Genomic DNA, 14076 nt, shown 5'->3' on the forward strand with positions numbered 1-14076 from the left:
AAGGAGCACTCATGACGCTTCAACACCCCAAACGACAGGAACAACAACAAGCATCTGTCTTTCCTCGCATCAGCGTCATTCTCTGTACCTATAATCGTCAATCCTTGCTCCTGAGCGTCCTGCGGAACCTGTATCAGCAAACACTCCCCTTCTCACACTTTGAAGTGCTGATCGTCGATAATAGCTCAACCGATATGACGGCAAAAGAGGTGCAGCGCCTGGTACATGAGCTACAACGCAAAGATGCAGAGGCTCGCACATCCTGGCGCGTCTTCTACCTCTCCGAGCCTCGCAATGGGCTGGCCCATGCCCGCAACCTGGCGATTACAAAAGCCAGTGGGGAGATCCTCGTCTTTCTGGACGATGATGTTATTGTCAACAACGGGTTTCTCAAGGCGCTACTGCATACCTACGATACCACGACAGCAGCGGCTGTGAGCGGACGCGTGGAACTGCATTGGGAAGGCCGCCGCCCATACTGGGTTCATGATCGGATCTTGCCTGATCTCGGCTATTTTGCTCCCGCCGAGAAGCGCACTCGTCTGACAGAGGAGACTGTCCCCAGTAACTGCTGCTTCTCTATCCGCGCTTCGGTGCTTCACGCGCTGGACCTCTATTTTATGCCTTGTCTGAACAAACGCAATCGCTTCCCGATCAACCTGGATATTGAGCGCATCTGTATCAGTCTACAGCAAGCGGGCTATGAGCACTGGTATGAGCCCGAAGCAATCGTCTATCACCGAGTTCCGGCAGAGCGCATCCAGCCCTCATTCTTTATCGGTCGCGCCTACTGGCGTGGATGCGCCGAAATCCTGGAAGAGTACGTGATCCCGGCATACCTCCAGGGAAGGCTGCTCTCTTTTCAGTTGCTTCTGTGGGAGGGACTCCTTTCCTTCCTGAACTGGCTGTTCTACGCCATCTTCCTCCACCCGCTGCAAACGCTCTCTCAGCCCTCAACTGGCGAACGGCTGCACCATGCCATGACACAGGCCTATCTCAGTGGCCGCTACCGGCAGGTGTTCAGTCTCCTCTGGCAGCCCGCAGCATTGCTAGAGAGTCCATCAGCACTCTTTGTCCAATCCTCTCTGGAAGAGGGACCGCCACCTGAGCTCTGGGAAACCTTTTCTCCACGCCCAATCATCCATTGCGGTCATCGCATTCCGCTCTGGTGGCTCTGGCATAACCGTGCGCCACAAAAAGGGGAAGCGAGCCGTGCTCTGCTCCATATCTACCGACCAGGTGCCTTTCAACTGACCTACAGACAGCGGCTTGCCCTCCGTCTGCGGCTGCATCTTGCCTTGCGATTTGGTATTCGGCTTCTTACCACCGATGGCGGAGGCTGGTGGCAAAGCGCCTCTCATCGCACGGCGATGCCCCGAAAGGCTCTTGAAGGCTTTACGCTGCGGCATAGCCATCAGATTATTACCTTTGCCGGAGATGCAGCCCGCCTGTATCAAGATCCCACGCTCGGTCAACGCACCCTCTGCTGTCCCTATCCGGGCACAACTGGCCCACAGCTCTTACCATCTCGGGCCGTAGCACACGCAGAACTCGGCCTGCCAGAACATAGCGGCTTTGTCTACCTCTGCTTTGCTCACTATCACACGGAACTTGAACTGCTCTATTTGCTGACAGCCTTTATCGCGGCGCGAAATAGTGCCTCGACGCCGCTTGAACTGTTGCGACCGCAGGTCATCATTGCAGGCCTTCCAACGGATACAAATCAGCCGCGCCAGTTGCTTCAGCTTGCAGCGAATGCGTCCGACGTGCATCTGTTCTTTGACGAGAAACCGCTAACAAACGCGCAACTCGGACAGTACCTCTCGGCAGCCGATGCGCTCGTGCAGCCTCACCAACCTATCGCAGCCGCTGGAGAACTGGCGCTGACCTGGCTGGCTCTGCTCCATCGACGACAGGTGATTGTTCCAGCCCTGCCGCGCTTTCAGGGAACCCTCCCTCCACAGCACTGTATCTTTTATCTGCCTGAAAGCCGGGCATCTCTAATCGAGGCGCTGTTGTCGGCAGCCAGAAATGCGGCACAGGAGCGCGTCGGCATTTGCGATGAAACGTATTCCTGGCAGACCTATAGTGCACTGATTCAACAGCTCTATCAGCGCTATCTCTTTCCCGCTCAATAGCCTGATCTTACCTTTCTCATGGCACACATGGAGCGAGAGCCGTGATCTTCAGTATAATGGGGAGAAAGAGAAGATCATTAGCCCGTGTGGCTATGAGCTGAAACAAATACCAGAGAATAACGTACAACATGGCATGTTGCGCAAAAAAATTCATATTGACAAATCTCAATGCTACTTCCTTGTGTTGATAGGCGTAGCGGGGTTGCTGCGGCTTCTTCTGATCTATGCACACTGGCCTACAACCGATAGCGACGAGAGCGTTATCATGCTGATGGCGCAGCATATCGCCTTTCAAGGAGAGCATCCCGTATTCTTCTACGGACAGCCCTATATGGGAGCGCTGGAAGCCTATATTGCCGCTCCTCTCTTTCTCGTGCTCGGACCTTCTACTCTTCACGCTCGGCTTGTGCTAATTCTGCTCTTCCTGCTCTTCCTGATCGCGATGTATATGCTGACGACCCGGCTTTTCAGCAAGGGGCTGGCGTTCCTGACGGTTTCGCTCCTTGCCCTGGGAACACCGGATATTTTCCTGTATCAGCTTCGAGCCTACGGGCGCTACCCTGATATTCTCCTGCTTGGAGCGCTGATTGTCCTTTTTACCAGTCTCCTGACCACGCGTACCTTTCACCCGAGGACCCGGCATATACTCTATACGGCCCTCGGCGTCACAATAGGGCTGGCGCTCTGGATCGATCAGATTATTTTGCCATATGTGGGGCTCTCGCTGCTCACTATCTTGCTTTTTCGGCAGCAGGATCTCCGTCACTGGTCATGGCTCAGTTTGCTGCTCGGCTTTCTGGTTGGGGCTGCGCCCCTGCTCTACTACAACGTGACAGCGCCAATTGACCGCAACTCGCTCAATGTGCTGCTGGACATCAATCGCAGTATTGCGGCGAAAATGGAAGCTCAACACCTTCCGGCAATTCGCAAGCCCATCGGTGCCCTGTTGATCGCGCTTCCTGCTGCGACCGGCCTCACGTCATCCTGCACCGCTCATGATTTCCCGTTCTTTGGTACCACATCGTCCGCCTTCTGCGTCGTCACTCATGGCCTCTGGTCGCTTGGTTTTCTCTGTCTGCTAGGCGGAACATGTGTCTTCACCATACGAGCATGTATCCGGGCTTTCAAGCACACAGCGGACAAGGAGCGAGCTGCGCTGCTCTGCAATCGTCTGATCCTGCTTCTGGGGGCGGCAGCGATTTTCGTGCTCTACCTGAACAGCGCCTCGGCCGCGGTCGATCCGGCGCCGACATCTCGCTATCTCTATAGCATGAGTCTGGCCACGCCTGCGCTTCTCTGGCCACTCTGGCAGGGGATGAGAACGTTTCCTCGGGTGAGCACGTGGCAACGGAAAGCGATTGCCCTGCTCGCCGGTGCGTTGCTGGCGCTTTGCACGGCATTCTTCTGTGCAGGTACCTATCGGACCTTCGCGGATATTCCACGTGCGCAACAGATTCAGCAACAGCAAACCGAGCTGGTTCAATACCTGCTTCGTCACCATATTACACGGCTCTATACCGAATACTGGACGTGCAACAAGCTTATTTTCCAGAGTCAGGAGCAGGTTATCTGTGCGGTCCTTGACGAGTCGCTACGCCCGGGACAGGATCGCTATACGCCCTATCTTGAGCGCGTCAAGGCGGCCTCAAATCCGGCGTATCTCTTCCCGCAGCATTCACCACAGGCGCAGCGTTTTGAGCAAGAGATATACGCACATCAGAAGCATACGTTCCGTCGTGAGCTCGTTGCAGGCTATGTTCTTTACTATCCGCATCAGGAATGAAGGCGAGAAAACCAGTTGATGGAATGACAGTTGACCTCGGTTTCCGCTATAATGTGGAGCGATGGGTTATGCGATGAGTTATAAAGATACATTCCGCTGCGTGTGAAAGAAGCACACGCGATACCGGAGAACAGGCGAAACACGTCGCAGTCATAGAACTCCACACCAAAAAGACAAAACCTGTACTGAAGCCAGTTTGTAATTATGCATAAAGAGGGTTGAAAAGTTGAAACGTTCACACCTACTGCGCGAAATTGTTGAGATCCTTGCACTCGCATTGTTGATCTTCCTGGTGGTTCGTCTGGTGGTTCAGAGCTATCATGTCGATGGTGATAGTATGAGCCCCAGTCTCCAATCAAACCAGAACGTTCTGGTCAATAAGATGGCCTATCTGTTCCGAGGGCCAGAGCGGGGTGACGTTATTGTGTTCCACTATCCTAAAGAACCCAATGTCGATTACATCAAGCGTATCATCGGGGTTCCGGGCGATACCATTCGCATTGATAGCGAACATGTCTGGGTGAATGATGTACAGCTCAACGAACCCTATATCAAGGAAGCAATCAACCCATATGCGAAATCATGGAAGGTTCCCGCTGACAACTATTTTGTCCTCGGAGATAACCGACCTGTCAGTAAGGACTCCCGCTACTGGGACTTCGTGCCAAAAGAGTACATTGTTGGGAAAGCGGTACTTGTCTACTGGCCCACGGATCAGTGGAAATTCATTGATACGTACTCAAACACCTTTGCGCCCATCACGACAAAGCAGTAGCCTCTTCTTGCTCTCTGATGAGCCGCATCGGGAACAAGTGCTAACTGGCGCAGCATATGGGGTGGAGTGAATTTGAAAGAACGAAAGAATGGGCTTGAAATGAAAGATGTAGAAGGAAAGACAGCACGACAGCGAGCCGAGGGACAGACACAGGCAGCGAATCCCAAACGCACCGCCATCATCTACGGCCTGGGCATCGGCGTCATCGGTCTTATCATTAATATTGCGTGTGCGTTTGCCAGTTCGCCGATTCTGGAGCAGCAGAAGAATGTCCCGACCGCCAACGCGCTGACCTATATCGGTCTGGGACTGAGTTGTCTGCAAGTGATCCTCAATCTGGCGCTCTGCTTTATTGGCGGGTGGTTTATCGGCAAACGCTTTCTCAATGGACGGCTTGGCTTCTGGACAGGCAGCATCTCAACACTGCTCGTCTATATTGTCAGCACAGCGCTGAACTGGATTCCTGGCTACCCTGGAAATCAGTCAACGGTGTCGTCTCCAACAACCGAATCTCCTATTCCCGCACCGCTCGGCGGTATTCTGCTCCTCCTTATCGGAGTCTTTGTCGTATTTATTATTGGGGGCATTTTCGGGCAATGGGGATCAACCCGCGCCGCCTACAAGTATAGAGCCCAGTATGCCGCCGCAGAGGAAGAGGAGGCGGAGGAGGACTAAACCACAGAGAGGATCTGATAAAGGGTGAAGCGACTACACATTCGTGAAATTCTCGAAATCGTGGCGCTTGGTCTGCTGATCTTCGTAGGATTTCGCTTTATTTTACAAAGTTACCAGATCAACACGCCCGCGATGGAACCGGCACTGTCAACCAACACCTCGGTTCTGGTGAACAAGGTTGCGTATGTCTTTCGGGGGCCTGAACGCGGTGACGTTGTTGTCTTTCGCTACCCGCGCAACCCTGATATTGAGCTGATCGCTCGCGTTATCGGCCTCCCTGGCGATACCATTAAGGTGAATAGCCAGCAAATCTGGGTGAACGGCAAGGAACTGAAAGAGCCGTATGTGAAAGATGCAACGAACCCAATCGCTAAAACCTGGAAGGTTCCAGCAAATCAGTATTTTGTCATGGGGGATAACCGTTCGCTCAGCAATGATTCGCGTCGCTGGGATTTTCTCCCGAGCGGCTATATCGTCGGCAAGGCCGTCGTAGTCTACTGGCCCTTCTCCCAATGGCAGATTGTCAATTCGTACTCGGATACCTACCGCTAGACGAAAAAAGAAGCTCTATCGTTTTGAAGAGACGATAGAGCTTTTCTCTATTTGGCGTCGGTCTATTATGACTCAGTGATCTCAATCGAGTTGATCGCATCACCGGGCTGGCGGTCGAAGCGCGGGTCACGCTCGCGAATAGACTTCAGCACATCCATTCCCGTGGTCACTTTACCGAAGACAGCATGCTTGCCGTTCAGGTGCGGCTGTGGAGCATAGGTGATAAAGAACTGGCTACCATTGGTATTCTCTCCGGCATTTGCCATCGACAGAATACCGGCGCTATCATGCTTGAGCTCCAGAGCGCTCTTCTCGTCGTTAAATTGATATCCCGGGCCACCTGCACCGGTACCGGTCGGATCGCCGCCCTGAGCCATAAAACCACCAATAACACGATGGAACGTTGTTCCGTTATAGAAACCCTCGCGGGCCAGGAAGACAAAGTTATTGACGGTCACTGGCGCTTTATCAGCAAACAACTCAACCGTGATGTCCCCTTTGGCAGTATGGAAAATCGCCGTGTATTTCTTGCTCGGGTCAATCTGCATCGCTGGTGGAGCGCTGTATCGCTTTGCCACTATGAACCTCCTTTGACACTCCTCACGGCTCAAGCCGTGGGATTCTTCATTCAGCCAGCATGCTTGCAAGCCGCCGCTGTGCGACAACCCGTAGAGGCACGCTGTCCAGAAGGTTTGACGAGTTTCCCTCGTCGGTTCCCGCCTGCCCGCCGGTACCTGTTCGTGAAAACGAGTATCGCAGCAGGCGAGGTCTCCTGTCAAGCGATGTTCACGTTCTCCCCTCCCGAGGATGTAGATGCGCATGCATCCCCATAGCTTGAGCCAGGAGCCTTCTGGTGCTTTCAAGTAAAGAATGAATGCATTCACTTCTTCCGTACGCTCCCGACCAGGAGACCGGAAAGAAGCAATGCATTCATGCACAAATTTGTTCTATTGTACCACCGACCCCCTCAGGTTCAAAATCCTGGATCTGCTCATCACCAGATGGGGCCAGTCGATGAACACCGCTTACTTACTTGCAGGAACTACCACGACATGGTTAATCAGGTCTGGCGCAGGCTGCGGAGCATTCTCGTCATCAGGATTCGGTCCCTGAATGGCAAGGGCAACGTCCATACCCTTCACAATGCGCCCGAAGAGGTTGTATTCCTTCTGCAAGGCCTTACTGTTGTCGCTGGTATTGATGAAAAACTGGCTACCGCTGTTCTCTTTCTCGCCGCTCTTCTTTGCCATTGCCAGCGTTCCGGCGGTATACTCACTCTTCACCGTCTCTGCCGGGATCTTATATCCGGGATCACCAGTGCCATCGCCCTTAGGATCGCCAGTCTGAGCGATATGCATGGTGCCGGTCGTCAGCACGCGATGGAACTTGATACCATCATAGAACTTGTTCTGGGCCAGGAAGACAAAGTTGTTCACCGTCTCAGGAGCCCAGTCGGGACGCAATTCAACAACAATCAAGCCACGCTTGGTATTGATGCCTGCACAATACGTCTTGTTCTTATCAATGGTCATAGCAGGCGCCTTGTCATAACTATGCTTGATTTTAGCAAACTCTTCGTCGGAAGGGGCAGGTGAGCTATTCGTAATCTGCTTGACGATATCATCCTTCACGCAAACGGAATCGGTCATTGCCTTCTGTTGCTCAGCGGGCATATTCTTGACAGTCACGGTCGCAGTTGCCTGCGCGTTCGCCAGAATCGAGGCATCAGCCGTCGCGGTTGCGGTCGCGTTGGCCGCAGTCTCATCTTTCTTCGGCGCGGGCTGCGCAAAGGGACCCCAGTGGTTAAAATAGGCCAGGAAAGTGCCCACTGCGACCAGGATAATCAGCAGGCTGATAGTCGTCGCCCAGGGATACCGTGCCAACCCACGAGCGGGAGGCTTCTGGTTCGGTGTGCGCTTCTGTGCCGCCTTGATATCTTCTTTCTTTGGCGCTGGCGGCTCAGTGTGCAGCGCTCGTTGAATACGTGCTGCTCGCTTGGACAATGTTCGTTTCGTTGACTTAGGCATGAGTTCTTAGCGATGCTCCTTATTCTCATTCATGACTTTTCAGAATGCTTGCCATTCTTGATTGAGGGAAAAACCGCCAGGCAAAGCGGCAAATAAAAGAAAGGGCCATAGCAAAAGAAATACAGGAAGGAATGCAACACTCCCGGGCGCTCTCGGCTCACGCTCCTGCTCCCTGTTCATGAGCCAGCCTATTTTAACGCTCACTCCCGATGTCAGGCCGGGGAAAGCGGGATGTGGTGCATTTAGCCTTATATCCTGAAACTCTAATTCTTTGTGCTATAATAGCTTCCCTCCCTTATCGGGTCAAGTCCTTCCGCCTGGCCTGTTCCTTCTCTAGCATCTGAAAGCGCTCCTCAGGCCAGCTCGCATTTATTCAGATCTTCTCGAAAAGGCATCGCCTACAGTGTAGCATATTCACATCCAGAGAGCCCCTTTCAGGGGTAGCAAAGTCATCCAGACACATAGACATGATTTCTAATAGCCCAGGATTCCCCCTCTCGAAACAAGAGACAAGACCAATTTTGTCAGAAACAGACCAATTTTTGGTGGATAACTTTGTTGATAACTCTGTGGATAATTGGGGATAACCCTTCTATTACGGTGGATAACTGGTTGATAACTTCTTTTTCTCTCCCGTTTTTGTTCAAAATTCCCTCACAGCACGTCACTTATCCACACAGCAAAGAGCCAGGACCTATTTGATTTTACCGGCAATATTCGGTACACTTTTTTAGCACATAAGGTTTTTTGCTCGTCTGCATTCACAGAAACAACCAGATAAACCAGAAGAATTATAGAACAGACGTCACATATTTGAAAAAATGTGATATGATAAAGAAAAGAGAAAAGCCGCTTCATCTGAACTTTACTGCGTAGCCGGGCAAAACCAGTTCAACCATCGCCGCCCTCGCTCATCAGTAGCCAGAGGGCAAGCAGGCTCAAACCATTTCAGCTCACACGCGCCCTCTGCCGATTCGGACCGAATCGGTCAGGACTCTTTGCGCCTGTTCGCGCTGAAAGGTACCAATAATCTGACAGTAGATGCTGGAGTGGAGACGTGGAAAAACTGTTGCCACAGAACATCGAGGCTGAATGTGGCGTTCTTGGAAGTATCATTATCGATCCAGATGCCATCGTCCAGATAGCCGATTTCCTGCGTCCGGAAGACTTCTACCGCGATGCACACCGGGTTATTTATAACGTGATCATGCGGCTTTACGAGCAGCAGGAACCGGCAGACTTTATTACCATCTGCGACGAACTGGAACGCCAGAACCAGCTAGAGGCCGTTGGCGGCCCCGGCTACATTACAGCGCTCGTCAATGAGGTACCAACCAGTGCCAATGTTGAGTATTACGCTCGCATTGTGCAACGCACCGCCATTTTACGCCGCCTGATTAGCGCAGCAGGACAGATCGCCGCAATCGCCTATGAGGAGAGCGACGCGGAGATTGCTCTCGATAAGGCTGAGAAATTGATCTTCGAGATCAGCCAGGGGCATACGCAGAACAATTTCGCGACGATCCGCGAAGTGCTTGACGAATATATGGACAAGCTGACGCAACTGCACGAGCGCCGGGGCAACATTGTCGGCGTCCCCACCGGCTTTACCGATCTGGATAGGCTGACCGGCGGCCTTCAGCGCTCGGACCTGATTATTCTCGCGGCACGTCCAGCAGTCGGGAAAACCAGTTTCGCGCTCAGTCTGGCCTATAATGCGGCTTCACGCTATCAACAAAACGTCGCGATCTTCAGCCTGGAAATGAGTAAAGAACAGCTTGTTCAGCGCTTTATTTCAATGGCTGCGGGCATCGATCAGCAGCGCCTGCGTACCGGTTGGATTGAGGATGAGGAGTGGGACCGCATTTTTGAGGCCATGAACAGGCTGGCCTCCCTCAACGTGTTTATTGATGATACCGCTGGCATCTCGACAATGGAGATGCGCAGTAAAGCCCGCCGTCTGATGGCTGAGCATGGCCTTGATCTGGTTGTTGTCGACTATCTACAGCTTATGCAGTCCGATATCGGTGGAAAGCGCAACGAGAACCGCGTGCAGGAAGTTTCTGAGATCAGCCGCAACCTGAAAGGGCTGGCCCGCGAACTCAATGTTCCAGTGCTGGCACTGGCGCAGCTCTCGCGTACCGTCGAGACCCGTCAGTCCAAGGTGCCTCAGCTTTCAGACCTGCGTGAATCGGGCTGTCTCGCAGGCGAAACACAGGTCTATCTCCCTGATGAAGGCATCACCCGCCCGATTGAGCAACTGAGCGGGCAAAAAGGCTTCTGTGTCCTCGCTTTTAATCCAGAAACAGAGCTGCTAGAGACACGGGAAGTCACCAATGCATTCTGTACCGGAGAGAAGCCGGTCTTCTGTCTACAGACACGCTCCGGACGCTCCATACGCGCAACCGGGAACCACAAATTCCTGACGCCCACTGGCTGGCGGCGACTCGATGAGCTTGCCCGCAATGACCGCATTGCGATTCCTCAAATGGCGCCAGGATCAGGCATCGACTGGGATACAGTCGTTACCATAGAACCAAACGGCCAGACAAAGGTCTATGATCTTACGGTTGAGGGATTGCACAATTTCACCGCAAATGACATCATCGTCCATAACAGCATTGAGCAGGACGCTGATATTGTTATGTTCATTTATCGCGACGAGGTCTATAATCCCGAGACCGAACGCAGGAATATCGCCGATATTATCGTCGCCAAACATAGAAATGGCCCGGTGGGAGATGTCAGTCTCTTCTTCCAGGCCAGCCAAACAAGATTTGCTGATCTTGAACTACAGCCACCTACAGAAGAAGGATAAGAAGTAAAGGTGGTAGAGCTTATGACTGGATTTGTCGGGTTTCCAAGTGGAAAGAATAATCCCTATATCCCAATACCTGAAGTCTTTTTCACGCAGGTATTGCCAGAAATCGAGGATATGGTGGAACTGAAGGTCACCCTTCACCTGTTCTGGATTCTGGCTCAAAAACGGGGAAACCCGCGTTGCATCAGTGACCGCGAACTACAGCATGATCAGGTCCTGCTGCATAGCCTGCGGCGCCGTGGCGATCCACGTCCGCCAGAAGAACGACTTCAGCAGGGATTAGAGCTTGCCGTTGCCCGCGGAACCCTGTTACGCGCTCATCTCCGCTTGATCAGTGAGGGAAGCGATCAGGCGGCAGTCATCTACTGGTATTTTTTTAACACGGCTCGTAGTCGGAAAGTTGTAGAAGAACTTCAAGGGGGTGAGATAGTGCCGGTTCGCATGCTCGACCAGGAGCAGCGAGTCCATACCGAGAGAGAAGAAACTGCTCTTTCAGTAGAAGAGTATGCTACATCTAGAGGTCTTGTTTCTCCATCAAATCAAGCGCTTACAGACGTTGAAGTTCATGTAGAACGACCGAATATATTCAGCTTATATGAACAAAATATTGGTCTCTTATCACCTATGGTTGCCGATGAACTCAAAGATGCAGCCACGCACTATCCACCGGGCTGGATTGAGCAGGCGTTTCGTGTGGCTGTCGAACAAAATAAACGAAAGTGGTCTTATATTCGCGCCATCTTGCGGCGCTGGGAAACGGAAGGCAGGCATTAAATGGAAAGCCTGAATAGTATTCTTGGACGAACACGGGGGCGTTTCACACAAATGGATCGCTCCCGCCAGCAGCACTCCCGACAGCAGGGCTCTGTCCGTGATTCCCTTTCAGAGCAGCGCGTTCGGCGGGGACAACATACAACGCAGCAGTACTCACAGCAGCAAATGCCGCCAAAGGCACAGCCGCCAATAGCACCCAAAACGCACTACACCTATCAGCAGGATGCCGATGTGCTGTATCAGGACGAGGAAGACTATCTTCCTCAGATGCCCTCCTATACCAAAAATCGCAATACACGCTCTTATCCGCAACCCATCCAGAAGACCCGCCCGATACCCGATTATATTCCCGAGGAGAGCACTCCTCATTTGCAGGCTGATGTGGTAGATGAGTATAGCAACATATGGCCCGAAGAAGATGACGCCATCGGCTCAATCCAGCATGGAGACTGGGAAATGGTTGGACAGGGATATCTGCCGTATCAGGCAGAAGAGAAGACCATTGTCGAGCTACCAGGCAAACAGTCCTATATCAATAACTACAATACCTATGCCCAGCGCAATACGCGCGATCTGAGCGACATTGTCGAGCAGGAACCCTATACCCGCCCTGCATCCCGTGCACCGCGTAACACCGGACTACCGCTGCCACAAGAGCAACCGTATAAAAGCCAGCGTGTCACACAGCCTTTGAATAACCAGTTTGTGACCAATCACGCGCAAGGGCAGGAGCGACAGCAATACAAAGCTCCAGTTACGCGACCAAAACCAACTTCGCGGGCGCCTCAGCCTCGATCGCAGCAAGCGCTCATTCCCAGTAAGGCGGTGACACCGGCGGTCACTACCGGCACAACCAGCCAGAAAACGATTTGTCCGCGCTGCCGGGGTGCCGGGTTTCTCCGGGTCGATGTTCCCTTCGGGCATCCCTCGTTCGGGAAAGCTGTCCCCTGCGCCTGCAAACTTGCCGAGCGAGAAGAGAAGCGCCGTCAGGAACTTCTGGAGCTCTCAGACCTCTGGGCCTTCCGGGAGAAAACCTTCGAGAGCTTTAACCCGAATATTCCCGGCGGACATCCCTGTCTGCATGAGGCGTTTGAGGCTGCCTATACCTTCGCGCATGCTCCGCAGGGCTGGCTACTGCTGGTCGGGCCGAACGGCTGTGGCAAAACCCATCTGGCGGCAGCGGTCGCCAACAAAATGCTCAATGATGGCTCGGTTGTGCTATTTGCAGTGGTCCCTGATCTGCTTGCACACTTGCGCGCAACCTTCGCGCCCAACTCAACCGAGGTATACGATCAGCGCTTCTCGAAAATGAAAGAGGCCCACCTTCTGGTGCTGGATGATCTGGGTGCGCAACAGAGCTCGCCGTGGGCCAACGAGAAGCTGTTCCAGTTGCTCAACTATCGCTACAATGCCAACCTGCCAACCGTCATCACAGCAAACCCGCAGGGGCTCAACACAATTGATGAGCGGCTCCGCTCTCGCCTCGGTGACATTGGCCTTGTCGAGCGGGTTGTGATGCAGGGTGCGCAGGATTTTCGCCCGCGCAACTATCGCAAGCATTAGCGCTTGTCCTCTGACTATCCAGGCTGCTTTTTCGCAGGAGTGGGGAAATACCCTGCTTCTGCGTATATCATCTGCAAAGCCGAAAGATACCGGCAAGATGTCTATTTCCGTCGATACGCTGTAACAAAAGAAGGCTTTCTTGCCTTTACTCCGCTCAAGTGCTATCATAACGTTAACAACTGTCCCCGCTTTCGTGGGTCTCCTCAGCACACTTGGTTGTTATATAACCGGACAGCATTCTCACTCAATTGAGAGAAAGTGCACCGTGATAGATAGTAAGGAGCAAACATGGGTAGTGTATTCAATCCACGCGATCCAAAATGGATCAAAGAGTCCCGTGGATTTCTTGAGCCGCGAGGTATTCTTCCTCATGTGATCGAGACAACTCCACGAGGGGAACGCGCCTGGGATCTCTACTCGCGCCTGTTAAAAGAACGCATCATCTTTATTGGTTCGCCAATCGATGATCAGGTAGCCAACAGCGTCGTCGCACAGTTGCTCTACCTTCAGAGCGAGGACGCAACTAAAGACATTCAGATCTACATCAACTCTCCTGGTGGAAGCATCTATGCCGGTCTTGCCATCTATGACACCATGCAGTGGCTCCGCCCGGACGTCTCTACCTTCTGTATGGGTATGGCGATGAGTATGGGCGCTGTTCTGCTGGCCGCCGGTACAAAGGGTAAGCGCTATGCACTCCCTAACTCCACCATGCTGATTCACCAGCCTCTCGGTGGTGCGGAAGGTCAGGCAGCCGATATCGAAATCACTGCCCGCGAGATTCTGCGCCTGCGCAGCAGCCTGTATGAAATCTTGTCCAAGCATACCGGCCAGACCGTCGAGCGCATCAAACAGGATTCTGACCGTAACTACTACCTGACCGCACAGCAGTCTGTCGAATACGGTCTTATTGATGACATTCTCAACCCGAGTTCCGAGGAAAAAGAAGCGTAAAGCCAGAAAGTGTC

Annotated in this window: 11 protein-coding genes; 9 read left to right on the forward strand and 2 right to left on the reverse strand. The window is 52.9% G+C overall.

Translation table 11 applies throughout. The features are described 5' to 3' along the window. The first annotated feature begins 11 nt into the window (after positions 1-11). The 5 genes from KTH_RS20420 (at position 12) to lepB (KTH_RS20440) (ending at position 5923) form a co-directional block, all read left to right on the forward strand. A complete protein-coding gene (locus tag KTH_RS20420; protein ID WP_497620784.1) occupies positions 12-2138 on the forward strand; it encodes a glycosyltransferase family 2 protein in 2127 nt (708 codons plus the stop codon). 133 nt (positions 2139-2271) lie between these two features. Continuing rightward, positions 2272-3921: an ArnT family glycosyltransferase gene (locus KTH_RS20425; protein ID WP_497620786.1), complete on the forward strand. Its 1650-nt coding sequence runs from the start codon at positions 2272-2274 to the stop codon at positions 3919-3921. Positions 3922-4147: 226 nt separating this feature from the next. Beyond that, the gene (lepB, locus tag KTH_RS20430; RefSeq protein WP_111326049.1) at positions 4148-4696 is read left to right on the forward strand and encodes a signal peptidase I; all 549 of its coding nucleotides are present in this window, start codon (positions 4148-4150) and stop codon (positions 4694-4696) included. A gap of 99 nt (positions 4697-4795) precedes the next feature. Beyond that, positions 4796-5371, forward strand: coding sequence for a hypothetical protein (locus KTH_RS20435; protein ID WP_111326048.1), 576 nt, complete (start codon positions 4796-4798; stop codon positions 5369-5371). Positions 5372-5395: 24 nt separating this feature from the next. Further along, the gene (gene lepB, locus KTH_RS20440) at positions 5396-5923 is read left to right on the forward strand and encodes a signal peptidase I (RefSeq protein ID WP_111326047.1); all 528 of its coding nucleotides are present in this window, start codon (positions 5396-5398) and stop codon (positions 5921-5923) included. A 65-nt stretch (positions 5924-5988) separates the two neighbouring features. Here the strand turns inward: lepB (KTH_RS20440) and KTH_RS20445 are convergent, their stop codons facing one another. Together KTH_RS20445 and KTH_RS20450 are read right to left on the reverse strand one after the other, a co-directional pair. Continuing rightward, the gene (locus tag KTH_RS20445) at positions 5989-6501 is read right to left on the reverse strand and encodes a peptidylprolyl isomerase (protein WP_346268206.1); all 513 of its coding nucleotides are present in this window, start codon (positions 6499-6501) and stop codon (positions 5989-5991) included. A 447-nt stretch (positions 6502-6948) separates the two neighbouring features. Then, positions 6949-7950: a peptidylprolyl isomerase gene (locus KTH_RS20450; RefSeq protein ID WP_111326046.1), complete on the reverse strand. Its 1002-nt coding sequence runs from the start codon at positions 7948-7950 to the stop codon at positions 6949-6951. A gap of 1057 nt (positions 7951-9007) precedes the next feature. Here KTH_RS20450 and dnaB point away from each other — a divergent pair. From dnaB to clpP, 4 genes are all read left to right on the forward strand, one after another. Beyond that, positions 9008-10768, forward strand: coding sequence for a replicative DNA helicase (dnaB, locus tag KTH_RS20455; protein WP_111326045.1), 1761 nt, complete (start codon positions 9008-9010; stop codon positions 10766-10768). A 21-nt stretch (positions 10769-10789) separates the two neighbouring features. Next, positions 10790-11545, forward strand: coding sequence for a DnaD domain-containing protein (locus KTH_RS20460; protein WP_111326044.1), 756 nt, complete (start codon positions 10790-10792; stop codon positions 11543-11545). Further along, positions 11546-13108 (forward strand): ATP-binding protein, encoded by a 1563-nt coding sequence (locus tag KTH_RS20465; RefSeq protein ID WP_211326387.1) that lies wholly within the window; start codon positions 11546-11548, stop codon positions 13106-13108. 288 nt (positions 13109-13396) lie between these two features. Continuing rightward, complete coding sequence (gene clpP / locus KTH_RS20470) at positions 13397-14062, forward strand: ATP-dependent Clp endopeptidase proteolytic subunit ClpP (RefSeq protein WP_111326043.1); 666 nt, start codon at positions 13397-13399, stop codon at positions 14060-14062. The last annotated feature ends 14 nt before the right edge of the window (positions 14063-14076 follow it).

The organism is Thermosporothrix sp. COM3 (assembly GCF_059696735.1).

Bases quoted from the DNA above. Each gene is read 5' to 3' on its own strand.
- KTH_RS20420 (WP_497620784.1), top strand. From the start codon at position 12: ATGACGCTTCAACACCCCAAACGACAGGAACAACAACAAGCATCTGTC.
- KTH_RS20425 (WP_497620786.1), top strand. From the start codon at position 2,272: ATGTTGCGCAAAAAAATTCATATTGACAAATCTCAATGCTACTTCCTT.
- KTH_RS20435 (WP_111326048.1), top strand. From the start codon at position 4,796: ATGAAAGATGTAGAAGGAAAGACAGCACGACAGCGAGCCGAGGGACAG.
- KTH_RS20450 (WP_111326046.1), bottom strand. From the start codon at position 7,950: ATGCCTAAGTCAACGAAACGAACATTGTCCAAGCGAGCAGCACGTATT.
- KTH_RS20460 (WP_111326044.1), top strand. From the start codon at position 10,790: ATGACTGGATTTGTCGGGTTTCCAAGTGGAAAGAATAATCCCTATATC.
- KTH_RS20465 (WP_211326387.1), top strand. From the start codon at position 11,546: ATGGAAAGCCTGAATAGTATTCTTGGACGAACACGGGGGCGTTTCACA.
- clpP (WP_111326043.1), top strand. From the start codon at position 13,397: ATGGGTAGTGTATTCAATCCACGCGATCCAAAATGGATCAAAGAGTCC.